This is a genomic window from Micromonospora sp. AP08, assembly GCF_008085935.1.
GTDB lineage: Bacteria > Actinomycetota > Actinomycetes > Mycobacteriales > Micromonosporaceae > Micromonospora > Micromonospora chersina.
Genome location: NZ_VSEZ01000003.1, coordinates 22,179 through 46,075 on the forward strand (window position 1 = coordinate 22,179; position 23,897 = coordinate 46,075).

The 23,897-nt window shown below is 75.0% G+C and carries 17 protein-coding genes; 6 read left to right on the plus strand and 11 right to left on the minus strand.

Annotated features, from left to right (window positions below; genetic code table 11):
• The first annotated feature begins 16 nt into the window (after positions 1-16).
• On the plus strand, positions 17-676 hold the full coding sequence (locus FXF50_RS06480; protein ID WP_148426315.1) for a hypothetical protein: 660 nt from the start codon (positions 17-19) through the stop codon (positions 674-676).
• 57 nt (positions 677-733) lie between these two features.
• Here the strand turns inward: FXF50_RS06480 and FXF50_RS06485 are convergent, their stop codons facing one another.
• Positions 734-1,897 (minus strand): acyl-CoA dehydrogenase family protein, encoded by a 1,164-nt coding sequence (locus FXF50_RS06485; protein ID WP_091313701.1) that lies wholly within the window; start codon positions 1,895-1,897, stop codon positions 734-736.
• Between the two features lie 247 nt (positions 1,898-2,144).
• Between FXF50_RS06485 and FXF50_RS06490 the strand changes: the two genes are divergently transcribed.
• A complete protein-coding gene (locus FXF50_RS06490) occupies positions 2,145-3,572 on the plus strand; it encodes a UDP-glucose/GDP-mannose dehydrogenase family protein (RefSeq protein WP_148426316.1) in 1,428 nt (475 codons plus the stop codon).
• 161 nt (positions 3,573-3,733) lie between these two features.
• Positions 3,734-8,647 carry an SCO7613 C-terminal domain-containing membrane protein gene (locus tag FXF50_RS06495; RefSeq protein ID WP_148426317.1) on the plus strand — a complete coding sequence of 1,638 codons (4,914 nt, stop codon included), beginning with the start codon at positions 3,734-3,736 and terminating at the stop codon, positions 8,645-8,647.
• A 60-nt stretch (positions 8,648-8,707) separates the two neighbouring features.
• Here the strand turns inward: FXF50_RS06495 and purE are convergent, their stop codons facing one another.
• The 3 genes from purE to FXF50_RS06510 form a co-directional block, all read right to left on the minus strand.
• Positions 8,708-9,199 (minus strand): 5-(carboxyamino)imidazole ribonucleotide mutase, encoded by a 492-nt coding sequence (purE, locus tag FXF50_RS06500; RefSeq protein ID WP_148426318.1) that lies wholly within the window; start codon positions 9,197-9,199, stop codon positions 8,708-8,710.
• Entirely contained in the window at positions 9,196-10,356 is a 1,161-nt protein-coding gene (locus tag FXF50_RS06505) for a 5-(carboxyamino)imidazole ribonucleotide synthase (protein ID WP_148426319.1), read from the minus strand. The genes purE and FXF50_RS06505 overlap by 4 nt, the downstream gene beginning before the upstream one ends.
• A gap of 91 nt (positions 10,357-10,447) precedes the next feature.
• Positions 10,448-12,484, minus strand: coding sequence for a thioredoxin domain-containing protein (locus FXF50_RS06510; RefSeq protein ID WP_148426320.1), 2,037 nt, complete (start codon positions 12,482-12,484; stop codon positions 10,448-10,450).
• Positions 12,485-12,627: 143 nt separating this feature from the next.
• Here FXF50_RS06510 and FXF50_RS06515 point away from each other — a divergent pair, with 143 nt between their 5' ends.
• Positions 12,628-13,653, plus strand: coding sequence for a phosphatidylinositol-specific phospholipase C domain-containing protein (locus tag FXF50_RS06515; protein ID WP_148426321.1), 1,026 nt, complete (start codon positions 12,628-12,630; stop codon positions 13,651-13,653).
• A 103-nt stretch (positions 13,654-13,756) separates the two neighbouring features.
• On the opposite strand, the gene FXF50_RS06520 is transcribed toward FXF50_RS06515, so the two are convergent.
• The 3 genes from FXF50_RS06520 to mca all read right to left on the minus strand — a co-directional run bounded on the left by FXF50_RS06520 (position 13,757) and on the right by mca (position 17,693).
• The gene (locus tag FXF50_RS06520) at positions 13,757-16,288 is read right to left on the minus strand and encodes a bifunctional diguanylate cyclase/phosphodiesterase (protein WP_148426322.1); all 2,532 of its coding nucleotides are present in this window, start codon (positions 16,286-16,288) and stop codon (positions 13,757-13,759) included.
• Between the two features lie 181 nt (positions 16,289-16,469).
• Positions 16,470-16,763 (minus strand): hypothetical protein, encoded by a 294-nt coding sequence (locus tag FXF50_RS06525; protein WP_148426323.1) that lies wholly within the window; start codon positions 16,761-16,763, stop codon positions 16,470-16,472.
• A 48-nt stretch (positions 16,764-16,811) separates the two neighbouring features.
• On the minus strand, positions 16,812-17,693 hold the full coding sequence (mca, locus tag FXF50_RS06530; RefSeq protein ID WP_148426324.1) for a mycothiol conjugate amidase Mca: 882 nt from the start codon (positions 17,691-17,693) through the stop codon (positions 16,812-16,814).
• Between the two features lie 213 nt (positions 17,694-17,906).
• Between mca and FXF50_RS06535 the strand changes: the two genes are divergently transcribed.
• Together FXF50_RS06535 and greA are read left to right on the plus strand one after the other, a co-directional pair.
• The gene (locus FXF50_RS06535; protein ID WP_148426325.1) at positions 17,907-18,341 is read left to right on the plus strand and encodes a DUF4307 domain-containing protein; all 435 of its coding nucleotides are present in this window, start codon (positions 17,907-17,909) and stop codon (positions 18,339-18,341) included.
• 143 nt (positions 18,342-18,484) lie between these two features.
• On the plus strand, positions 18,485-18,985 hold the full coding sequence (gene greA, locus FXF50_RS06540; protein ID WP_148426326.1) for a transcription elongation factor GreA: 501 nt from the start codon (positions 18,485-18,487) through the stop codon (positions 18,983-18,985).
• Positions 18,986-19,117: 132 nt separating this feature from the next.
• Here the strand turns inward: greA and ilvA are convergent, their stop codons facing one another.
• From ilvA to FXF50_RS06560, 4 genes are read right to left on the minus strand one after another with little or no spacing between them, the layout of a single operon-like run.
• Complete coding sequence (gene ilvA / locus FXF50_RS06545) at positions 19,118-20,338, minus strand: threonine ammonia-lyase (protein WP_148426327.1); 1,221 nt, start codon at positions 20,336-20,338, stop codon at positions 19,118-19,120.
• Entirely contained in the window at positions 20,335-21,312 is a 978-nt protein-coding gene (locus FXF50_RS06550) for a DUF4328 domain-containing protein (protein ID WP_255509924.1), read from the minus strand. Before FXF50_RS06550 ends, ilvA begins: the two co-directional genes overlap by 4 nt.
• Before the next feature lie 9 nt (positions 21,313-21,321).
• On the minus strand, positions 21,322-22,734 hold the full coding sequence (locus FXF50_RS06555; protein WP_148426328.1) for an amidase: 1,413 nt from the start codon (positions 22,732-22,734) through the stop codon (positions 21,322-21,324).
• A 16-nt stretch (positions 22,735-22,750) separates the two neighbouring features.
• On the minus strand, positions 22,751-23,893 hold the full coding sequence (locus tag FXF50_RS06560; protein ID WP_148426329.1) for a cystathionine gamma-synthase: 1,143 nt from the start codon (positions 23,891-23,893) through the stop codon (positions 22,751-22,753).
• Positions 23,894-23,897: the final 4 nt, after the last annotated feature.

Consider the following 23,897-nt stretch of genomic DNA (forward strand, 5'->3'; position numbering starts at 1 on the left):
ACGGTACGGTGCGCGGATGCGACATCTCTGGAGCTTCCTCGCCGGGTTGGTGGTGGCGCCCGTCACCTGGGTGCTCGTCACGCTCGGTCAGGACGGATCTGAGCGCACCGTGCACCGCTGGGTGGAGATCGGTACGTACAGCACGCCCAACCTGATCGAGCCGGCCGTCTACCTGGGCGTCGCCGGCATCCTGCTCGGCCTGCTCGGCACGCTGCGTTTCTCGCCACTCGGCCCGGCCGTGGCCGGGCTGCTGCTCGTGGTCCCCTACCTCGGGCTGTTCGTCGCGCCCTTCAGCGTGCGGGACCGGGTCCCCGAGAGCTGGAAGATGCTCGGGGACCCGCTGCCGCTGCGCCACCCCCTGGAGAACGGCACGCTGTTCCTGATCGGCGTGCTGCTGCTGATGGCCGTGTTCAGCGGGCAGCGCTGGCGGCAGCGGCCGGGCGGGCCGGCGGCCGAGGCGGAGCTGACCCCGGCCGACAAGCCGATCGAGCACAACCCCTCGCTCGGCGACTGGCCCCCGGCGGGCCCGACGAAGGAGGGCGACGCCACCCCGCTCACGCTGGCCTATCCCGACACCCCCACCGAACCCCTGCCCCGCCGCTCCGGCGGCGAGTCGCCGTGGTCCGCGCCCCCGCGCGCGACCACCCGACCGGAGGGCACCACCGAGATCCGTTGACGACCGCGGGCGGGCCGGTCACCCCGGCCCGCCCGCCCGATCGTCGCCCCCGGAGGGTCAGCCCTTGAGCAGCTGGCGCGCCATGACGATGCGCTGCACCTGGTTGGTGCCCTCGTAGATCTGGGTGATCTTGGCGTCCCGCATCATCCGCTCGACCGGGTAGTCCCGGGTGTAGCCGTAGCCGCCGAGCAGCTGCACCGCGTCGGTGGTGATCTCCATGGCGGCGTCCGACGCGAAGCACTTGGCCGCCGCGCCGAAGTAGGTCAGGTCGGCGTCGCCCCGCTCGGACTTGCCGGCGGCCGTGTAGGTGAGCTGGCGGGCCGCCTCCAGCTTCATGCCCATGTCGGCGACCATGAACTGGATGCCCTGGAACTCGGCGACCGCCTTGCCGAACTGCTTGCGCTCCTGGATGTAGCCCTTGGCGTAGTCCAGCGCGCCCTGCGCGATGCCGACCGCCTGCGCGGCGATGGTGACCCGGGTGTGGTCCAGGGTCCGCATCGCCGTGGCGAAGCCGGTGCCCTCGGCGCCGATCATGCGGTCCGCCGGGATCCGGACGTTGTCGAAGTAGACCTCGCGGGTCGGCGAGCCCTTGATGCCGAGCTTCTTCTCCGGCGCGCCGAAGCTCACCCCGGCGTCGGACTTCTCCACCACGAAGGCCGAGATGCCCTTCGAGCGGGCTGTGGGATCCGTCACAGCGAAGACGGTGTAGTACTCCGAGACGCCCGCGTTGGTGATCCACCGCTTCACGCCGTTGAGCACCCAGTGGTCGCCGTCCCGGACCGCCTTGGTGGTCATCGAGGCGGCGTCGCTGCCCGCCTCCGGCTCGGAGAGGCAGTAGGAGAACATCGCGTCGCCGGCCGCCACCGGGGTCAGGTACTTCCGCTTCAGCTCCTCGGAGCCGGCCAGGATCAGCGGCATGGTGCCCAGCTTGTTCACGGCCGGGATCAGCGAGGACGAGGCGCAGGCGCGGGCCACCTCCTCGATCACGATGGCCGTGGCCAGCGCGTCCGCGCCGGCGCCGCCGTACTCGACCGGGATGTGCGGTGCGTGGAAGTCGGCGGCCCGCAGCGCGTCGTACGACGCCTTCGGGAACTCACCGGTCTCATCCGCCTCAGCGGCGTGCGGAGCGACCTTCGCCGCACAGACCTCCCGGACCGCCTCCCGGATCGCGTCGTGCTCCTCCGGCAACCGGTAGACGTCGAACGACTGTTCTGCGGGCATGTCGGCCCTCCCCTTTCACCGCTATCATGCGCAGTCTGTGACGCCCGGAGGCCGCCAACTGCCGCAGACTGAAGGATAGCCACCAGGGTTCGGCCGGACCCTACCGGCGGGTAGGCTCGCGCACGAGCGGGGGCGACAGGCCACAACTACCCTTCAGACGACGACAGAGTTCCCTCGGTGCCGGCCCTGGCGCCCCAGCCGAATGCGACGCAAGGAAGCGCCGCCAGTGCGAGCGGAGAAGACAGGCGTGACGATCCCGTACCCGAACACCCAGCCGATGCCCGCCATCGCCGCGGTGACGCCGCCCTCGGGCGCGGCCCGACCCCGGGTGACCTTCCTGGGCACCGGCTACCTCGGCGCGACGTACGCCATCTGCTACGCCGAGCTCGGCTACGAGGTCCTCGGCTTCGACGTCGACGCGGACAAGATCGCGAAGCTGAACGCCGGCGAGGTGCCGATCCACGAGCCCGGCCTGGACGAGCTGCTCCGGCGCAACCTGGCCGCCGGCCGGCTCCGGTTCAGCACCGACATCCAGGAGACCGCCGACTTCGGTGACGTGCACTTCATCTGCGTCGGCACCCCCCAGCGGGCCGACGGGATGGGCGCCGACCTGTCGTACGTCGAGGCGTCGGTGACCAGCCTCGCCCAGCACCTGAGCCGCAAGGCGCTGATCGTCGGCAAGTCGACCGTGCCGGTCGGCACCGCCGAGTGGGTGGAGCAGCTGGTGGGCAAGCACACCCCCGCCGACCTGGGCGTCGAGGTGGCCTGGAGCCCCGAGTTCCTCCAGGAGGGCTTCGCCGTCGACGACGTGCTGCGCCCCAACCGGATCGTGGTCGGGGTCAAGAGCGAGTGGGCCAACGGCATGCTCTACGCCGCCCACAAGGGCGTCTTCGACCTGGCCGCCACCGAGGACCGCGAGGTGCCGCTGGTGGTCACCGACTTCGCCACCGCGGAGCTGGTCAAGGTCGCCGCGAACGCCTTCCTGGCCACCAAGATCTCGTTCATCAACGCGATGGCCGAGGTCTGCGAGGCCGCCGGCGGCGACGTGACGCAGCTCGCCCGCTCGATCGGGTACGACCCCCGGATCGGCAACCGCTTCCTCCAGGCCGGCCTCGGCTTCGGCGGCGCCTGCCTGCCCAAGGACATCCGGGCCTTCCAGGCCCGCGCCCAGGAGCTCGGCGCCGGCGAGGCGCTGCGCTTCCTGCACGAGGTGGACCTGATCAACCTGCGCCGGCGCACCCGCGTGGTCCAGCTCGCCGCCGACCTGCTCGGCCGCCGCTCCGGCCCGGCCGGCCCGGACCTCTCCGGCACCCGGATCGCCGTGCTCGGCGCCACCTTCAAGCCGAACACCGACGACGTCCGGGACGCCCCCGCCCTCGCCGTCGCGGCGCTGCTCGGCAAGGCCGGCGCCGACGTGCACGTCTTCGACCCGCAGGGCATGGAGAACGCCCGCCGGGCGGTGCCCGAGCTGAGCTACGAGGCCACCATGAACGACGCCGTCCGCGGCGCCGACCTGGTGTGCGTCCTCACCGAGTGGGCCGAGTTCCGCAACGCCGACCCGGTCGCCCTGGGCGAGCTGGCCAACGGCCGCAAGGTGGTCGACGGCCGCAACTGCCTGGACTCCACACTGTGGACGCAGGCCGGGTGGGAGTACCGCGGCATGGGTCGCCCCTGACCCCGTGAACCGTCGGCCGGCCGGCCGGGGACCCGATCCCCGGCCGGCCGGCTCTTTTTGTTGTCCGGAACGCGCCGGGAACTGTCGAAATCCGGGCCCGGTCAAGGCATGCTGCGACTGGGAGGTCCACCGTGCGGGGGCCGACCGGACGGGAGAGTGTCGTGCAGAGCTTCAGGTGCGCCTCGTGCGGGCGGGAGATCAAGCCCGCCGTCGTCTGCCCGCACTGCGGCGCGGACCAGCCACAGTGGGCCGAGCACCTGGCCGAGATCGAGCGCTCGATCGCCGAGATGAAGGCCCGCGACGCCGAGATCGCCCGCGAGCAGCGGCAGATCGCCGCCAAGATGCAGGCCGCCCTCTTCCAGCGGGACATCCTGGCGCACGCCGGCGAGGAACGGATCAAGCAGGCCACCCGGCCCCGTCGCGTGCTGCGCCGCCGGCCCGGCCGCCGCCCCCCGACCGCCACCACCGGCGCGCCGCCCCGGGTGCCCCGCCAGGGCACCCCGTCGACCGGCCCCGAGGACCTTCCTCCCCCGCCGCCGCCCCGCAGCCGCCCACAGTGGCTCGACGTGGACGACCCGGAGCACCCGCCGGAGGCGTCCTCGCGGGAGGTGCAGAACATCCCCCTCGGGCTCGGCGCGCTGCTGCTCGGCGTCGCGGCGGTGGTCTTCGCCGCGGTCGCCACCAGCTCGATGGACGCGCTGGCCCGCCTCGGTGTGCTGCTGGTCGCCACGGTGCTGATGCTGCTCGCCCCGCCGGTGCTGGCCCGGCGCGGGCTCACCTCGACGGCCGAGACCATCGCCGCGGTGGGCCTGCTGCTGGTGCCGCTGGCCGGGTACGCGCTCTGGGCCGTCGACCGGATCGGCGGCGGCACCTCCGGCGCCGCCTTCTCCGGTTCGATCTTCCTGGTCACCACCGCGGTCGCGTTCGGGTACGCGTACGGGACCGGCCTGCGGGCGCCCCGCTTCGCCACCGTGCTGGCCGCGCAGCCGGTGCTGCCGCTGCTGGCGTACGAGCGGATCACCGGGCCGGCCGGGTGGGCGCTGGTGCTCACCGTGGTGGCCGTGGTCGACCTCGCGCTGGCCCGCTCGGCGGTGGTGCTCGAACGCCCCGTCCGGCGGGACCTGCCGATCCCGCCCCCGGAGCCCGCCCCGCCCCGGCAGCGCGCCGCCGACGACCGGCCCGAGTCGGACCCGGAGGAGGCCGCCGAGGTGCTCGGCGCCGAGCCGCCCCCCGGCGCGGAGCCGGTCCCGCCGGCGCGCCCGGTGCCGTGGCTGCGCGAGCTGACCTGGCTGCTGCACGGGGCGGCGGTCGCCGTCGCCCTGGCGTACGCGGTCACCGCCCTGCTGCGCGCCGCCACCGTGCCGGCCGCCGCCGGCTCGGGCGCCGTCCTGCTGCTCGCCGCGCTGGTCGGGCTCGCCGGGACGCTGGTGCTGCGCCGGCCGCCACTGCCGGACGTGGGCGCCGGCATCGTGACCCTCGCGGTGATCGGCGCCCTGGGCCGGGTCGCGTCGGTGGCCTTCCCCGGCCGGTCGCTGCTGCTCATCGCCGCGGTCATCGCGCTCACCGGGTTCGCGGTCCGGGGCGTACCGGAGGCGGCCCGGCGGGGGCCGCAGCTCGCCTCGGCGGTCGCGCTCACGGTCAGCGGCCTGGTGGTGGCCGGCGGCGCGCTGCGCGCCGGACTGGCGCCGGTCCGCGCCGCGCTGCCCGCCTGGTCGGCGGACCTGAGCGGGTGGCACGCCGAACTGGCGGCGGCGGTCGGCCCGAGCGGCTGGCAGCTCGCCGCCAGCGCGCTGCTGCTCACCCTCGCCGCGGTGGTCGCCCTGCCGGCGGAGATCCGGCGCGAGTTCGCGGTCGTCGGGGCGGCGCTGACCGCCCTGGCCGTGCCGGCCTCGCTCGGGCTCGGCTGGGCCACCGCCTGCTGGCCGATGCTGCTGACCGCGGTGGCCATCGGCGTGCTCGGGCTCACCGCCGGCACCGAGCGCGCCGCGGTGGCCCACTCGGTGACCGCCGCCGGGCTGGGGCTGATCGGGGCCGGCGCCGCGCTCGCCCGGCCCGCGCTCACGGCCGCCGCGCTGACCCTGCTGTTCCTGGCCGGCGCGCTGGTCTCGCTGGCGCCCCGGGTCCGGATCGCCGCGGCCGCCGCGGACACCGTCTGCGCCTGGGCGGCCGGCGGGGCCGCGTTCGCGTTCCCGGGCGCGGTGGCCGCGTTCGTCGCCGCCACGGTGCCGACCGCGCCGACCCTCACCCCGGCGAACCTGCGCGAGGTCACGGTCCCGATCCTCGCGGCGAGCTTCCTCGGCGTCTGCGTCACGCTCGGCTACGCGGCCCTCGTCCAGGTGGCGCAGCGGCACCTCAGCGTGCCGCACGCGCTCGGCACCGTGCTGGGCGCGGTGGCCGTCGCGGCGGCCGGGTTCGGCGCGCCGGGCGCCACCACGGCCGACGCCTGGGTGGGCGGGCTCCTGCTGGTGGCCGCCGCGCTGCTCGCGCTGGCCCCCCGGATCGACGCCGGCCGCCGCGCCGACCTGTCCCTCGACGGTTCCGACCTGGCCCTCGCCGCCACCACGGTGGCGCTCATCGCCACCCTGGCCCGGATCGCCGCTGTGCTGGCCCCCGGCGGCCAGCTCGTGGTGGCCGCCGCGCTGGTGACCGTCGTCGCCGTCGCCGCCCGGGCCATGCCCGAGGAGTGGCGGCGCGGGCCGGTCCTCGGCATCGCCGTCGGCGGCACGCTGATCGGGCTCATCGCGGCCTGGAGTGCGCTGCGCGGCGGGGTCGGCGTGCTGGCCACCCCGGGCCCGATCTGGGCCGGCGACCTGAGCGGCTGGCCGGCCGCGCCGACCGGCGGGTCGACCTGGCAGGCGCCGGTCGCGCTCGCGCTGCTGGCCGTGGCCGCCGGCATCCTGCTGCCGCCGCCCTGGAAGTACGACGTCTCCGGCGCGGCCGCCGTGCTCGCCACCATCGGCGCGCCGGCCGCGTTCGACCTGCCCTGGTGGTCCCCGGTGCTGGTGGGCGCCATGGTCGCCACGGTCTTCGGGATGGCGGCGGTGGCCGCGGCCGACCCGCGCGCCGCGCTGTCCCGGGCCACGGTGGCCGGGGTGGTCGCCCTGCACGCCGCCGGCGCCGGGCTGGTCCGCCCGTGGACCACCGCGCTGGCGCTGGGCAGCATCGCGCTCATCGGGGTGACCGTGGCCGCGCTGGCCCGGTCGCTCGCGCCGGCGCTGGTCGAGGACGTCCGCACCGAGGGGATGCCGCCACACCTCGTGCAGGTCGGCGGTGCGGCGGCCGGCGCCGCCCTGCTCGCCCTGCCCGGGGCGGTGGCCGCCCTGGCCGCCGAGTACGGCCGCCCCCCGCAGGTGGTGCTCACGGCCGCGCTGGCCGCGTCGAGCATCGGCCTGGCCGCGGTGGCGGCGGTCCGCCGGCAGGTGCCGCAGTACCTCCCCTACGCGAGCGTGGCCGTGGTCGGCGGTGCGACGGTCAGCGCCGCCGCCGCCGTGATCACCCACCTCCCGGCCGGGGTGTACGCCGCCGCGGCGGCGCTGCTCGGCGTGCTCGCCGAGCTGATCCGGGCCGCCACCGTCCCACCGGTCGGCTCGGCCCAACCAGTCCGCCGCTGGTCGGTGCTGCTCAACGGGGCGCTGCGCCGGGCGCCGGACGACCCCACCGAGCTGCGCTGGCGGGTCAGCCCGGCGGCGGGGGCGCTCGCCGCGGCGGCGCTGCCCACCGCCCTGGCCCTGGCCACCCTGGCGCCGGCGCTGGTGGTGGCGCTGGTCGAGCCGCTCCAGGTGCTGTCCCGGGTCTGGCAGGGGCCGCCGCCGGAGCTGCTCACCCCGCCGCCCGAGGCGGTGGATCCCACGCACGTGCTCACCGCGCTGCTGCTCACCGCGACGGCGTCGCTCGCCGCCACCGGGTTCAGCGGCGGCCGGCGGTCCCGGGCCGTGCCGGTGATCCTGCCGGGCGCGGCGCTCACGCTGCTCATCACCCCGGTGGCGCTCGGCCGCGGCTGGCCGGTGACCGCGACGGCCGGGCTGGCCGTCTTCACCGTCTCGATGCTGGGGCTGGCGCTCACCCCACCGCCGGCAGTGGCCGAACCGGCCCGCTCGATCCGGGTCGCCCGGGTGCTGGTGTTCGCCATCGGGCTGGCCGCCGGGAACGCCGGGCTCGCCGGCAGCCTCGCCACCCGCGAGCTGACCCTGTTCACGCTGGGCGGCGCGGTCGGCGTGGGCACGGTCGCCGCGCTCTTCGGCACCACCCAGCGGGCCCGCATCCTCGGCTGGCTGTTCGCCTCGCTGATGGCCCAGCTCTTCGTGCTCACCCTCGGCCTGGTGGCCGGGCTCGCCGCGGTCTGGTCCGCGTTCGGGGTGCTGGCCGTCGGGGCGGCGCTCCAGGTCTTCGCCACCGCCCTCCCCCGGCTGCGCCGGCCAGAGGCCTACCGGGAGGCGGCCACCGTCGAGTGGAGCGGCCACGCGGCGGCGCTCATCGCGCTGGCCCTGGCGTACGACTCGCCCCGGCACATCGCCGCGCTGCTGGCCGCGTGGGGCGCGGTCCTCGGGGTGGCGGCCAGCCGCCCGGGCCGGCGGCCGGTGGAGCGGAACCTGCTGTTCTGGGCGGTGGTGATCTGCGAGATCAGCGCCTGGTGGATCCTCATGCGGGTGGCCGACGTGGCGCTGCCAGAGGCCTACACGCTGCCGTTCGCGGCGCTCGCCCTGCTGGTCGGGGTGCTGCAGCTGCGCCACCGACCCGACCTGTCGAGCTGGGTGGCGTACGGGCCGGCGCTGGTCGCCGCGTTCGTGCCGACGCTGGCGATCGTGCTGGCCACCGAGTCCAGCATGCTGCGCCGGGTGCTGCTGCTGCTCGGCGCCGTCGCGGTGCTGATCTTCGGCTCGACGAGCCGACAGCAGGCGCCGGTGATCGTGGGCGCCACGGTCACCGCGGTCGCCGCGGTGCACGCGCTGTTCAGCCTCGGCCCGTGGCTGGTGCTGATCCCGGTCGGCTTCGTCCTGCTGGTGCTCGGCGCGAGCAACGAGCGCCGCCGCCGCGCCCAGGAACGGCTCCAGACGGCCCTACGCGGGATGCGGTGAAACCGGAGGGGTGGGCGCCCGCCGTCGAGGGCGGGCAGCGGACGCCGGGTCCGCGCGGGTTCAGCCGAGTGAGGCGCGGAGGCTGGCTTCCTTCTCGGCCACCAGGTCCTCCAGGCTGGCCTGGTAGGCGGCCATCCGGTCGCGCAGCGCCGGGTCGGAGGCGCCCAGGATGCGCACGGCGAGCAGGCCCGCGTTGCGGGCGTTGCCGATCGACACCGTGGCCACCGGCACGCCGGCGGGCATCTGCACGATGGAGAGCAGCGAGTCCATGCCGTCGAGGTACTTCAGCGGCACCGGCACGCCGATCACCGGCAGCGGGGTCACCGAGGCGACCATGCCGGGCAGGTGCGCCGCGCCGCCCGCCCCGGCGATGATCACCCGGACGCCGCGGTCGGCGGCTGACCGGCCGTACTCGATCATCTTGACCGGAGTGCGGTGCGCCGACACCACGCCGACCTCGTAGGGCACGCCGAACTCGTCGAGCACCTCGGCGGCGGCCCGCATGGTCGGCCAGTCCGAGTCGCTGCCCATGATCAGCCCGACGGTGCTCATTCGTGTCCTTCCCGCAGCCAGCGGGCCGCACGCGCGGCCCGGGCCCGTACGTCGTCCAGGTCGTCGCCGAGCACGGTGACGTGCCCGATCTTGCGGCCTTGGCGCACCTGCTTGCCGTAGAGGTGGACCTTGGCCCCGGGTTCCGCGGCGAAGAGGTGGTGCAGCCGCTCGTCGATCGACATGCCACCGGGCTCGCCGCCGAGCACGTTGGCCATCACCACGACCGGCGCGGTGAGCGAGGTGTCCCCCATCGGGTAGTCGAGCACGGCCCGCAGGTGCTGCTCGAACTGGGAGGTCCGGGCCCCCTCGATGGTCCAGTGCCCGGAGTTGTGCGGCCGCATGGCCAGCTCGTTCACCACGAGCCCGGTGGGCGTCTCGAACAGCTCCACCGCGAGCAGGCCGACCACGCCGAGCGCGGTGGCCAGGTCGATGGCGAGCTGCTGCGCGGCCACCGCGCGCTCCTCGGGCAGGTCGGGCGCCGGGGCGAGCACCTCGACGCAGATGCCGTCCCGCTGCACCGTCTCCACCACCGGGTAGGCGGCGACCTGCCCGAACGGCGAGCGGGCCACCTGCACGGCCAGCTCCCGGCGCAGCGCCACCCGCTCCTCGACGATCAGCGGGGTGCCGCCGGCCAGCAGGGTGGTGGCCAGCTCGGCGGCCGCGGTGGCGTCCTCCACCATCCAGACGCCCCGGCCGTCGTAGCCGCCGCGGGCAGCCTTGAGCACCACCGGCCAGCCGATCTCCGCGCCGAACGCCACCAGGTCGGCCGGGGCCTCCACCGGCCGCCAGGCCGGATTCGGCGCGCCCAGCTCACCGAGCCGCTCGCGCATCACCCGCTTGTCCTGCGCGTGCACCAGCGCCTCGGCCGGCGGGAAGAGCTTCACGCCCTCCTCGGCCAGAGTGCGGATGTGCGCGTTGGGCACGTGCTCGTGGTCGAAGGTCACCACGTCGCAGCCCTTGGCGAAGGTGCGCAGGGCGGCGAGGTCGGTGTGGTCGCCGTACTGGACGTCGGCGGCGACCAGGGCGGCGCCGTCGTCCGGAGCGAGCGCGAGCACGCGCAGCGACTGGCCGAGGGCGATGGCGGCCTGGTGGGTCATCCGGGCCAGCTGTCCACCGCCCACCATTCCGACGACAGGCAGTCCGGTACGGGAATCCATAGCGCCGCCAGCCTATCGGGGCGGCGGCACGCGGCGGTCCCGAGGGCCGGACCCGGGGGCGAGGTGGTCCGGACGAGCCCGGCCGTGACCGTCAGCCGAGCCGGGCGACCAGATCCTCGACCGTGGTGACCGGCCGGTCGCAGACGAACCCCCGGCAGACGTACGCGGTGGGCCGCCCGCCCAGCGCCGGCCGGTCGGCCAGCAGCGGCACACCGGGCTGGTCGGCGCGGCCCGCCACCACCACGGCCCCGGGCGGGGCGTGCCGGAGCGCGGCGGCCAGCAGCGGGTCGCCCACCGGGTCGTCGGTGACCACCGCGATCTCGTACGGCCCGGAGAGCAGCGCCTCGCCGACCGTGGCCGCGTAGCCGGTGAACCGGGCGTGCCGCCCGACGATCGGCGCGACCGTCGACAGGGCCGCCTCGGCCGCCTCCCGGTACCGGGTCTGACCCGTCAACGCCGCGTACGCGACGAGTGCCGCGACCATCGCCGAGCGGCCCGCGGGGGTGGCGTTGTCGGTCGGGTCGGCCGGCCGGGTGACCAGGCGCTCGGCGTCGTCGGCGGTGTCGTAGAAGCCGCCGTCCGGTGCGGCGAACCGGGCCAGCGCCACGTCGAGGAGCTGACCGGCCAGGGTGAGCCAGCGCCCCTCGCCGGTGAGCTGGTGCAGCGCGCAGAACGCCTCCGCCACGCAGCCGTAGTCCTCCAGCACGCCGGCCGGCTCACCGACGATCCTGTCCCGGGAGACCCGACGCAGCCGGCCGTCCACCACGTGCACGGCCGCCAGGTGCTCGGCCGCGTCCCGCATCGCGCCGTCGGCCACGATGGTGACGCCCTCCATGAGGTTGGCATCCTCGTCGTCGGGGGACGCGTAGAGCGCCGCGACCTGCTGGAACTCGGCGATCGCGGTGATGGCGAGGCCGTTCCAGGCGGCCACCACCTTGTCGTCCCGGGCCGGCTGGGGGCGGGTGTCCCGGGCGGCGAGGAGCCGTCCGACCACCTCCTGCCAGCGGGCCCGGACCTCCGGGTCGGCGTCGTCCACGTCGCGGGCCAGCCGGAGCACGCTCGTGCCGCCCTCGAAGTTGCCCTGCTCGGTCACGCCGAACAGGTCGGCGGCGAACCGGCCGTCCTCCTCGCCCAGCACCTCGACGAGCTGGGCCGGGGTCCAGACGTAGGTGCGGCCCTCGACGCCCTCGGTGTCCGCGTCCAGCGCCGAGGCGAAACCCTCGCCGGCCCGGTGCAGCTCGTCGGCGAGGAACCGGGCCGTGTCGCGGGCCACCCGCCGGGCCAGCCGGTCCCCGGTGAGCCGCCAGAGCTGGGTGTAGACCCGCAGCAGCAGGGCGTTGTCGTAGAGCATCTTCTCGAAGTGCGGCACCGTCCAGTGCCCGTCCACGGAGTAGCGGGCGAAGCCGCCGGCGAGCTGGTCGTGCAGGCCGCCGCGGGCCATCGCCTCGCAGGTGTGCCGGACGATCTCCAGGCTCCGGGTCGAGCCGGTGCGCTGGTGGTGCCGGAGCAGGAAGAGCAGGTTCATGTGCGGCGGGAACTTCGGGGCGCCGCCGAAGCCGCCGTTCGTCTCGTCGTACTCCTTGGCGAGCTGGTCGGCGGCGGCGTCCAGCAGTTCGGCGGTGAGCGGGGCGGTCAGGCCGCCCACGGCCTGGGCGCCGCCGATCGCCTCGACCACGGCGGCGCCCTGCCGGAGCACGGCGTCCCGCTGGTCCCGCCAGGCGGTGGCGACCGAGCCGAGCAGCCGGATGAAGTTCGCCCGCGGAAAGTAGGTGCCGCAGAAGAACGGGGTGCCGTCCGGGGTGGCGAACACCGTCATGGGCCAGCCGCCCTGCCCGGTCATCGCCTGGGTGGCGGTCATGTAGACGGCGTCGACGTCGGGCCGTTCCTCCCGGTCCACCTTCACGCAGACGAAGTCGTCGTTCATGAGCTGGGCGACGCCCTCGTTCTCGAACGACTCGTGCGCCATCACGTGGCACCAGTGGCAGGCCGCGTAGCCGACGGAGATCAGCACCGGCACGTCGCGCCGCTTCGCCTCCGCGAACGCCTCGTCGCACCAGGGCCACCAGTCGACCGGGTTGTCGGCGTGCTGGAGCAGGTAGGGCGAGGTGGCATCGGCGAGTCGGTTCACCTGACGACCATATCGAGCGCGCGGCGACCGCGCGGCGCGAGCGGGACGGACCGAGCGACATGAGCCGTCCTTCCAATATTCATATTTGTTGATTTGAATCAGCGCATGCCCGGCGCCGCCGGGCCGTCCGAAGGAGACGGTTCATGCGCAGACTCCCCACCCTGCTCGCCCTCGCCGCCCTCGCCGGATCCGTGCTGGCGCCCGGCACCGCGTCGGCCGAGGTCCCGCCGGAGACCCGCTTCTCCGCCACCACCGCCGTCGGGATCCACAACGCGTACGAGCGCGGCACCTATCCCTACCTGGCCCAGGCGCTCGACGCCCGGCCCGGGCTCATCGAGCTGGACGTCTGGCCGGACGTGCTGACCCGGCAGTGGCGGGTCAGCCACTCCAACCCGCTCGGCAACGACAACAACTGCGTGGCCGCCACGAGCGCGGCCCAGCTCTACACCGGCACCCGGAACCGGAACCTGGAGCACTGCCTGGACGACATCCGGCTCTGGCTGGGCGCGCACCCCGACGCCGGCCCGCTGGTGCTCAAGCTGGAGCTGAAGACGGGCTTCAGCGGTCGTACCGGGCAGGGGCCGGCCCAGCTCGACGCGGTGCTCGCCGCCCGGCTCGGCGACCGGGTGTTCCGCCCGGCCGACCTGCTCGGCGGTCACGCCGGCCTGGACGCCGCCGCGCGCGCCGACGCCTGGCCCAGCCGGGCCCAGCTCGCCGGCAAGGTGATCGTCGAGCTGATCCCCGGCACGGTCGAGGAGGGCAACCCGACCGACACGCTCTGGACCGACGTCGAGTACGCCCGCCACCTGGCCGGCCTCGCGGCTGCCGGCACGCTGGGCACCGCCCGCGCCTTCCCGGCGGTGCATCGGGCGCAGGCCGGCGACCCGCGCACCCGGTACGCCGACGCGAGTCTGCGGCCCTGGTTCGTGCTCTTCGACGGCGACGCCACCGCGTACGTCACCGGCGGCATCGACACCGCCTGGTACGACGCCAACCACTACCTGCTGGTGATGACCGACGCGCAGAACGTCCCGCCGGCGGTCGGCGCGGGCGACGCCGGAGCGGCGGCGGCCCGGGTGGCGGAGCTGGCCCGGAAGCACGCCAGCATCGCCTCCGCCGACTGGGCGACCCTGCCCACCGTCCTCGACGACGTGCTGCCCCGCGGCTGAACCGGCGACCGGCCGTCCCGCGCCGCCGTGCCGAATCGGCCCGGCGGCGCGGTCGGTCGCCACGGCGCCGGAACGGCCGGGAGACCGGGACGGCGAGGGACGGTCAGGAGGCGCCGTCGGCACGGAACGGGAGGACGTTGCGGCGCGCGGTGTCCCGCAGCGACCCCAGCACCGCCCCGATCTTGTCCGCCGGCATCGGCTTGAAGAAGTGGTAGCCCTGGGCGGCGGTGCACCCCAGCTCGGCCAGGGCGGTCCGCTGCTCGGCGGTCTCCACACCCTCGGCCACCACCCGCAGCCCCAGCTCGTGGGCGAGCCCGACGGTGGTCCGCACGATCGCGGCGGCCTCCGGAGAGTCGGCCATCCGGATCACGAACGACCGGTCCACCTTCAACTCGTCCACCGCGATCCGGGTCAGGAAGGTCAGCGAGGAGAACCCGGTGCCGAAGTCGTCGACCGCGAGCTGCACGCCCATGGCGCGGAGGGTGGCCAGCACCTCGTCGATGACCTCCAGCTCGCTCATCACCACCGTCTCGGTGATCTCCAGCACGAGCCGGTGCGGCGGGACCTGGTGCCGGCGCAGCGCCTCGCCGATCTCGGCCGGCAGGCGGGGGTCGAGCAGGCTGCGCGCCGACAGGTTCACCGAGATCGGGATGTCCAGCCCCTCGCGCGCCCAGTCGGCCGCCACCGCGAGGGCCTTGTCCAACACGTAGCGGGTGAAGCTGCCGAGCTGCTCGCTGTTCTCCACCGGGCGGATGAAGTCCGCCGGGCCGAGCCAGCCCCGGCGCGGGTGCCGCCAGCGGATCAGCGCCTCCACCCCGGTCGGGGCGCCGGTGGCCAGGTCCACCGCCGGCTGCAACGCCAGCACCAGCTGGTCGTCGGCCTCCAGGGCCTCCCGCAGCTCCGCGAGCAGCGCCAGGTGGTCGGTGCTCGCCGCGTCGCGCGAGCTGTCGTACGCGGCGACGCTGCCGCCGCCCTCCTTCGCCTGGTACATGGCGATGTCGGCCCGGCGCAGCAGCTCGGTCAGGTCGGCGGTGCCCGCGTCGGCGACCACCACACCGACCGCCACCTCGACCGACATGCGCACCCCGGCCACCTCGGTCGGCGCGGCCAGCCGCTCGGCGATCTCCCGGGCCTGCCGCAGCGCGTACGCCAGCGGGGCGGCCCGGTCGTCGACCACCGGGACGGTGGTCAGCAGCAGGGCGAACTCGTCGCCGCCGAGCCGGCCGAGCAGGTCGCCCGGTCGGGTCATGGTGGCCAGCCGGTTCGCGGCCAGCCGCAGCAGCTGGTCGCCGGCCGCGTGCCCCAGCGTGTCGTTGACCTCTTTGAACTGGTTGATGTCGAGCAGCAGCAGCGCCACCGGGTGGTCGTGGGCGCGCTGCCGCAGCGCCTGGTCGCCCTTGGCCAGCAGGGCGGCCCGGTTGAGCAGCCCGGTGAGCTGGTCGTGCACCGCCTCGTACGACGAGCGGGCGGTGACCAGCCGCAGCTCCCGGTGGGTCGCGGCGTCGTGCAGGGCGGCGGCCAGCGCGTCGCCGAACGCCGCGACGCCGTCCCGTTCGCGGGCCGTGGGCGGGGCGGAGCGGGGGAACCGGACCCGCAGCTGGCCGACCTCGGCGCTGCCCACGGCGAGCCGCCGGACCAGCTCGTGCTCGCCGGAGCCGGTGGCCGTCGGGGGTTCCACCTCGCGGTCGCGCACCTGGGCGCCGGTGTCCGCCCGGTAGCGGCGCCAGCGGCCGTCGCCCCGGGCCACGTCCACCTCGACCAGCTCGGCGCCGAACAGGGTGAGCGCCCCGGTCACGGCGGCGGTCGCCACGCCCCGCTCGTCGAGCTGGTTGAGCGCGGCGGTGGCCTCGGCGAACGCCCGCCAGGTCCGCCGCTCCTGGTCGGCCCGGAGGCGGTGCCGGTAGGTCTGCTGGAGCAGCCAGAGCGGCGGCGGCAGGAGCAGCAGCCACCGCGGGTCGAGCTCCAGCAGGGTGACCACCACCAGGCCGACCGCCACGTTGCCCACGAACATGAGCAGCTTGCCGCGGAGCGCGGCGAGCAGCGGCGGACCGATGGGGATGCCGTGCAGCAGGGCGAGCCCGGCGCCGCCGAGCCAGGCGGTGGTGAGCAGGTAGGCCACGGCACCGGCGGTCAGCGCGAGGGCCAGCTCCGGGGTGGGCGCGGCGAGCAGCGGCTGGCCGAGCGCGCTGGCGACCGCCGCGGCGAGCGCGGTGGCGGCGCTGAGCGAACCGGCGATCCGGACCAGCTCCAGCGCGGGCCGGCGGTCGGCGACCAGGGACATGGCGGTCCACGCGGCCCCCGTGCCGAGCAGGGCGGCGGCCGGCAGCCAGCCGGCCGGTACGAGGTAGAGGCAGACGACGAGGGCCGCCTCGCCCCAGGTGATGCTGACCATGCCCGAGGCGGTGCGGAAGCGCAGCCGGGCGAGCTGCGCCACGGCGAACACGACCACGGCGACGCCGAACCGGACGAACCCGGGCAGCGGGTCGTCCGGCGGCAGGTGCGCGGGAACGGTGAGGCCGACCACGGCGGCCGCCAGGGCGGTGACGCCGACGGCGACGGTCAGCAGCAGAACGCCGACGGGCGTGCCGCGCAGGCTCCGCTCATCGGGGGGTTGGCCGGCCCGGCCGGAGGTCACGGGCCCACCCCGTCGGACGGCGGCCCGAGGGCACGGTCGGGGGTCGTTGCTGCCATCGACATCGGCGCCCCCCTTCCGCGCACGGCTCGGGGCCTTTACGGTCCCCCCGGCGGAAGGCTAAGCCAAAGCGGGTGGTCGCAACAGGGGTGGACGACCTGCTTCGGCGTGATTCACGCGCTGTTCAGCCGTTCCGGCGCTGCTGGGAGCCGTTGGGCGCGTTCGTCGGGGATTCCTGCGCGGCGGTCCCGTCTGTCGGATCGGCGACTGTCGAGTCGGCCCGGCCCGGCTCGGCCGGCCCGGCCTGCTGCGGGAACCGGTCGGGCAGCCGGCGCAGCCGGGCGTTCATGTTGCGGATCAACAGGACGGTGGCGGTGGCCAACAGCACGATGAGGAAGAGGCCCATCGGGCCGGCCAGACCACCCGTGCGGGTGTCACCGAAGTTGTTCTCCGCGAGCACCTGGGCGGTGGTCAGCATGGTGTTCCTCCGATGTGCGGCTGACGACCAGCGTAGCCCGCCGGGAAATCAGCGGGCATGGCACGTCTCGCGCACCCCGGCGAAGAGGTCGGACTCGGGCAGCGGGCTGTCGACCATCGAGCGGGCGAGCTGGAAGTCCTCAGTGGGCCAGGCGCGCTGCTGGAGGTCCATCGGCACCTGGAACCAGAAGCCGTCCGGGTCGATCTGGGTGGCGTGGGCACGCAGCGCGTCGTCGCGGACCGGGAAGTATTCGGCGCACTCGACGCGGGTGGTGATCCGCTCGCCCTTGTCGGGCCGGTCCTCCCAGCGCTTCATCCACTCCCCGTACGGCGACTCCAGGCCGGCGGCGAGCATCGCCTCGTGCAGCGCCATGATCTTGGCCCGGGAGAAGCCCACGTCGTAGTAGAGCTTGAGCGGCTGCCACGGCTCGCCCAGCTCCGGGTGGTGGTCCGGGTCGCCGGCGGCCTCGAAGGCGGCCACGGTCACCTTGTGGGTCATGATGTGGTCGGGGTGCGGGTAGCCGCCCTCCTCGTCGTACGTGGTGACGACGTGCGGGCGGAACTGGCGCATGAGCCGCACCAGCGGGGCGGCCGCGACGTCGACCTCCTCCAGCGCGAAGCAGCCCTCCGGCAGCGGCGGCAGCGGGTCGCCCTCGGGCAGGCCGGAGTCGACGAAGCCGAGCCACGCCTGCTCGATGCCGAGGATGGCGCGGGCCGCGTCCATCTCGGCGCGGCGGATGTCGCCGATGTTGGCCCACACGTCGGGCCGGTCCATCTTCGGGTTGAGCACGCTGCCCCGCTCGCCACCGGTGCAGGTGACGACCAGGACGTCCACCCCCTCGGCGACGTATTTCGCCATGGTGGCGGCGCCCTTGCTCGACTCGTCGTCGGGATGGGCGTGCACCGCCATGAGCCGCAGCTGCTCTGCCACCTTCGGCGCTCCTCGTCTGTGCCCGCCGGGCCCGGTCCACCCGGACCCGCCCGGCTGACCTGCCGGAATCTCCCCCCGCGCCCGCGAAAGCCCCCGTGCTGGCCGGTCGCCGGCGGGGCCGACCTGCCATCCTTGGCTCAGCGCCGGGCTGGGAAGATGGACTCTGCCATTCTTGCCGATGCCGCCGACAACAACGCCAGGAGATACCCGCCGGTGAGCGAGACGCACGCCACAATCGCACCGGGCGCACCGGTCTTCCCGCCCGGCCGCTACGGCCGCCGCCGGGAGCCGGGGCGCCGCCGTCCGCTCCTGCTCGTGCTGGTGGGGGCCCTCCTGCTCGCGCTCCTCGGGCTGCTCACCGTGAAGCTCTACGGCCAGTACGGCGACCCCGACTACCGCGCCGAGGTGATCACCTACACGGGGATCACCGACTCCCGGGTGCTGGTCGAGTTCCGGGTCACCGTCCCCGAGGGCGGCTCGGCGACGTGCCTGCTGCGGGCGCGCTCCCACGACGGCGCCGAGGTGGGCCACGTCGAGGCCACGGTGACCGCCGCGCCCGGCGAACGGCACGTCCGGGCCCGGCAGGAGGTGCCGACCACGGCCCGCCCCTTCATCGGCGAGGTGCTGCGCTGCCGACCGGCCGGCTGAGCCGGGAGCCGGCGAGCCGCCGGCACGCGTACCCCGGGTCCGACCGCCGGCACCCGGGGTGATCGGCGACACCCTGACGTGTCCGGCACTGGTAACTTGGTAGTTCACCTGTCAGCCAGTCCGCACCAACGAGGAGATCGCCTGTGTCCACCAATGACAACGAGGCGCCCGCCACCTGGCTGTCCCAGGACGCGTACGACCGCCTGCAGGCCGAGCTCGACGAGCTGATCGCCAACCGGCCGGTGATCGCCGCCGAGATCAACGCCCGGCGCGAGGAGGGCGACCTGCGGGAGAACGGTGGCTACCACGCCGCCCGCGAGGAGCAGGGCAAGGCCGAGGGCCGCATCCTCTACCTGAAGGAGCTGCTCCGCACGGCCAAGGTCGGCGAGGCCCCGACCGCCGACACGGTGTCGCCCGGCATGGTCGTCACGATCTACTTCGACGACGACGCCGACGACACGGAGACCTTCCTTCTCGGCTCCCGTGAGATCGCCTCCACGACCGACCTCACCGTCTACAGCCCCGAATCCGCGCTCGGCAAGGCGATCCTGGGCGGCAAGGCGGGCCAGACCTGCACCTACACGGCCCCCAGCGGGGCCGACATCAAGGTGACGGTCGTCAAGTTCGAGCCGTTCTCCGGCTAGCCGCCAACCGGACCCGCGCCGGATGGCTCGGGTCCGACCCGACCGAGGCTGACAGGCTCCTCGGCCCCGAGCCAGAAACACCCGACCGCCCCGACCGGCATCGTCCGGCCGGGGCGGTCGCGTCCTCAGGGCTCATCGCTCGCCGGCGAAGACCACTTGGTAGCCGCTGGCCCGCAGGGCGCTGATCAGGGTGTCCGAGTGCTCGACGCCGCGGGTCTCCACCGACAGCGCCACCTCCACCTCGCCGAGCCGCAGATGGGGGTTGGCCCGCTGGTGCACCACGTCGACCACGTTGGCCCGGTGCTCGGCGATCTCGCTGAGCAGCGAGGCGAGCTGACCCGGCCGGTCCGTGCAGCGGACGGTGACCCGCAGGTAGCGGCCGGCCGCCGCCAGCCCGTGCTCGATCACCCGCAGCATGAGCAGCGGGTCGATGTTGCCGCCGGAGAGCACCGCCACCACGGGCGCCTGCACCTCCACGGCCCCGGCCAGCAGCGCGGCCACGCCGACCGCGCCGGCCGGCTCCACCACCTGCTTGCCGCGTTCGAGCAGCATCAGCAGCGCCCGGGAGATGTCCTCCTCGGTGACCGTGACGATCTCGTCGACCAGCTTGCGGACGTGGGTGAAGGTCAGCTCGCCGGGGCGGCCGACCGCGATCCCGTCGGCGATCGTCGAGAAGAAGGGCAGCCGGACCGGCTCGCCGGCCTTGAGCGAGGGCGGGAAGGCGGCGGCGCTGGCCGCCTGCACGCCGATCACGCGTACGTCGGGTCGCAGCGCCTTGGCGACCACCGCCAGGCCGGAGATCAGCCCGCCGCCGCCCACCCCGGTCACGATGGTCTTCACGTCCGGGCACTGTTCGAGGATCTCCAGAGCCACGGTGCCCTGCCCGGCGATGACGTCCCGGTGGTCGAACGGGTGGATGAACACCGCCCCGGTCCGCTCGGCGAAGGTCTGCGCCGCGACGAGCGACTCGTCCACCGTGTTGCCGACCAGCTCGACCTGAGCCCCGTACCCCTTGGTGGCGGCCACCTTCGGCAGCGGCGCGTTCACCGGCATGAAGACCGTGGCGTGCGCGCCGACCAGGCCGGCGGCGAGCGCCACCCCCTGGGCGTGGTTGCCGGCGCTCGCGGCGACCACGCCGCGCTCCCGCTCCTCGGGGGAGAGCCGGGAGATCCGCACGTACGCGCCGCGGACCTTGTACGACCCGGCGCGCTGCACGTTCTCGCACTTCAACCACGTCGGGCCGCCGAGCGCGGCGCTGAGCGGCCGGGACGGCTCCAGCGGGGTGGTGCGCGTGACGCCGGCGAGCAGTTCCCGCGCGGCCTGTACGTCGGCGAGACCGACCAGTTCCGTCATGCCCCGATCGTGCCACCCGACCCCTGCGGAACCTGCGGCGACGTCACCGATGGATCCTGCGCCACCTGGGGCGGCACGCCGGTCACGGGCGGCACCGGGTGGCCCCGGGCCGCGCCGGGCGCCGGGACGACCGCGCCGGGCCGCGGCCAGCCGGGGTGGGCGGGCCAGACCGGGACCGCCCGGGCGATGCGGTCCTGCTGGGCGGCGGAGATCCGCCGGATCAGCACCACGAGGGAGAACCCCGCCACCAGCACGGCGACGACGGGGATCAGCCGCGGACCCAGCGAGTCCTGGTAGTAGCGGACGTAGGTGCCGAACTCCACGTCGTTGCGGGGCCACTCGGTGAGCCGGGCGTACCGCTGCTCCTCGCTCCGGCTGACGATGCGGTCGCCGACGGTGAACACCAGCCACGCCGCCCACCAGACGCCGACCAGCACGGGCGTGCTCCGCCGCCACGTGCTGTTCCGGGCCACGCCCGCCACCACCCGGGCCGGCACGACGAGGTTGGCGAACGGCACCAGCCAGCCGGCGATCGCCCAACCGGGACCCAGCGGCGGCTGGGCGCCCGGGAACGCCTCGATGTTCTTCCGCGCCCGCCAGGTCCAGACGATGACCAGGACCGCGGCGACCAGCAGAGCGATCACGTACGGCAGGACGAGCAGCACCTCGGCCACGGCTGCGCCCATCAGCAGGTCGCGGTCGGCCTGCTCGGCCGCCGCCCGGGCGATGTGCACCCCGACCAGGGAGAACAGCGCGCTCGGCAGGTAGAGCACGGTCGCCGCGCCGACCGCGATGGCGGCCGCCGCGCCGAGACCGCGGACGGCGTACGTGGACACGCCGGGCAGCACCGCGGGCTGACCGGGGAGCGTCCCGCAGCGGGGGCACAGGTTGTCGGCCGGGGACATGGCGTCCCCGCAGGTCTGGCAGTGCAAGTCGACCGTCCGGAAGGTGTGCGCGTCAAGGGGTGCGCACACGCTAGACGATCATGCGTGCGCCGGCGACCCCGTGCCGACCCGGGGGTAGCCGGGGGCGTGCCGCTGCCACGGCGCCTGCATCTCGAACTGGCCGGCGACGCCGAGCAGCAGCAGCTCCGAGCCGGGCGGGCCGACGAGCTGCACGGCGACCGGCAGGCCGTCCGGGCGGCGGCCGACCGGCACCACGATGGCCGGCAGCCCCGCGATGTTCCAGGGCGCGGCGTACGGGGCGTACCGGATGTTGGCCTTCATGTTCGCCACCCAGGACCGGCCGGACCAGCCGGCGGCCGCCGGCGGCGGGCCGGCCAGCGCCGGGGTGAGCAGCAGGTCGACCGAGTGGTCGGCGAAGAAGTTCACCGACCGGTCGCGCCAGGCGGCCCGGTCGGCCTCGCGCACGTACCCCCGCCGCTGCGCCCACTCGCCGAGCGCGACGTGCCGGCGGCTGCGCCGCTGGAGGCCGCGCCGCTCCACGCCCGCGGCCTGCACGTCGGCGGCGGCCGCGGCGAACCAGGTGGCGATGCCCTGGAGGCCGAGCCGGGTCGGGTAGACCGGGTCGGCGGGGACGGTGTCGTGCCCGGCGGCGGCGAGCAGCCGGCCCGCGGCGGCGACCGCGTCCCGGTTCGGCGCGTCCGGCGAGACGCCGCGCACCGGGGAGCGCAGCGAGACGCCGACCCGCAGCCGCGGCGGCGGGACCAGCTTCTCCGGGCGCCGCCCGGCCAGCACCGAGAAGCCGACCACCGCGTCGGCCACCGTGCCGGTCAGCACGCCGTGCTCGGTGAGGCCGAACCAGTCGTCCGCACCGAGCTGGCAGGGCACCACGCCCCGGCCCGGCTTGAGCCCCACCAGACCGCAGCAGGCCGCCGGGATGCGGATCGAGCCGAGGCCGTCGTTGCCGTGCGCCATCGGCACCAGCCCGGCGGCCACCGCGGCGGCCGCGCCGCCGGACGAGCCGCCGGGGGTCCGCGCCGGATCCCACGGGTTGCGGGTCACCCCGGTCTCGTCGTCGGTGAGGGCCCAGAGGCCCAGCTCCGGCATCCGCGTCACGCCGAGGATCACCGCGCCCGCGCCGCGCAGCCGGCGGACCACCTCGTGGTCGGCCTCCGCCACCGGGGTACGCACGGCGGCCGACCCGTTCCACGTCGGCAGGCCGGCGACCGGGGTGTTCTCCTTGACCGCGACCGGCACGCCGGCCAGGGGGAGGTTGGCCAGGTCCTCCTGCTCGTCGACCTTCTCCGCCTCGGTGATCGCCTCGCCGCCGCGTACCGCGCGGAACGCGGCCAGCTCGGCGTCGGCACGGGCGATGTGGTCCAGGTGGTCGGCCACGACCTGGGTGGCGGAGACGTCACCCCGGCGTACGCCGCGGGCGATCTGCTTCGCGGTCGCCCCCACCCAGGTCGTCGGCATGATGTCCTGCACGGCCATCCTCCCCAGCCAGCGGTCAGCCCAGCGCCTGCTCCAGATCGGCGAGCAGGTCGTCGACCGTCTCGATGCCGACAGACAGTCGCACGAGATCGCCGGGAACTTCAAGCGGCGAGCCGGCAGCGCTCGCGTGTGTCATCCGTCCCGGGTGCTCGATCAGGGATTCGACCCCGCCGAGCGACTCCGCGAGCACGAAGAGCTTCGCCCGGTTGCAGATCTCCACGGCGTGCTCCTCGCCGCCCGCCGCGCGGAAGGAGATCATCCCGCCGAAGCGGCGCATCTGCTTGGCGGCCACCTCGTGACCCGGGTGCGCCGGCAGGCCCGGGTAGATGACCTGCGCGACCTTCGCGTGACCGTCCAGGTAGGCGGCGATCCGCTCGGCGTTGTCGCAGTGCCGGTCCATGCGTACCCCGAGGGTCTTGATGCCGCGCAGGGTGAGCCAGGCGTCGAAGGGGCCGTTGACGGCGCCCATCGCGTTCTGGTGGTAGCGCAGCTCCTCGCCGAGCGCCCGGTCCGCGGCGATCAGCGCGCCACCGACCACGTCGGAGTGGCCGCCGATGTACTTGGTGGTCGAGTGGACCACCACGTCCGCGCCGAACGCGATCGGCTGCTGGAGGTACGGCGAGGCGAAGGTGTTGTCGACCACCAGCAGCGCGTCGGCCTCGTGCGCGACGGCGGCCAGCGCGGCGATGTCGGCGATGCCGAGCAGCGGGTTGGTCGGCGTCTCCACCCAGACGATCCGGGTGGCGCCGGGGCGGATGGCGGCCCGCACCGCGTCCGGGTCGGAGACCCGGGCCGGGGTGTACTCGAGGCCCCAGCGCTCGGCCACCTTGGCGAAGAGCCGGTAGGTGCCGCCGTACGCGTCGTCCGGGATCACCACGTGGTCCCCCGGCTTGCAGACGGTCCGCAGCAGGGTGTCCTCGGCGGCCAGGCCGCTGGCGAAGGCCAGCCCCACCGGCCCGCCCTCCAGGGCGGCCAGGCACTCCTGGAGCGCGTCCCGGGTGGGGTTGCCGGAGCGGCTGTACTCGTAGCCCTCCCGGGGCGCGCCGACGGCGTCCTGGGCGTAGGTGCTGGTCTGATAGATCGGCGGGATCACCGCGCCGGTGCGGGCCTCCGGGTCCTGACCGGCGTGGATGGCGAGCGTCTCGAAGCCGTGACTCATTCCC

Excerpts from the sequence above, each read along its gene's own strand:
- FXF50_RS06480 (WP_148426315.1), top strand. The coding sequence starts at position 17 with ATGCGACATCTCTGGAGCTTCCTCGCCGGGTTGGTGGTGGCGCCCGTC.
- FXF50_RS06485 (WP_091313701.1), bottom strand. The coding sequence starts at position 1,897 with ATGCCCGCAGAACAGTCGTTCGACGTCTACCGGTTGCCGGAGGAGCAC.
- purE (WP_148426318.1), bottom strand. The coding sequence starts at position 9,199 with ATGAGCACCGTCGGGCTGATCATGGGCAGCGACTCGGACTGGCCGACC.
- FXF50_RS06505 (WP_148426319.1), bottom strand. The coding sequence starts at position 10,356 with ATGGATTCCCGTACCGGACTGCCTGTCGTCGGAATGGTGGGCGGTGGA.
- FXF50_RS06515 (WP_148426321.1), top strand. The coding sequence starts at position 12,628 with ATGCGCAGACTCCCCACCCTGCTCGCCCTCGCCGCCCTCGCCGGATCC.
- FXF50_RS06525 (WP_148426323.1), bottom strand. The coding sequence starts at position 16,763 with ATGCTGACCACCGCCCAGGTGCTCGCGGAGAACAACTTCGGTGACACC.
- ilvA (WP_148426327.1), bottom strand. The coding sequence starts at position 20,338 with ATGACGGAACTGGTCGGTCTCGCCGACGTACAGGCCGCGCGGGAACTG.
- FXF50_RS06555 (WP_148426328.1), bottom strand. The coding sequence starts at position 22,734 with ATGGCCGTGCAGGACATCATGCCGACGACCTGGGTGGGGGCGACCGCG.
- FXF50_RS06560 (WP_148426329.1), bottom strand. The coding sequence starts at position 23,893 with ATGAGTCACGGCTTCGAGACGCTCGCCATCCACGCCGGTCAGGACCCG.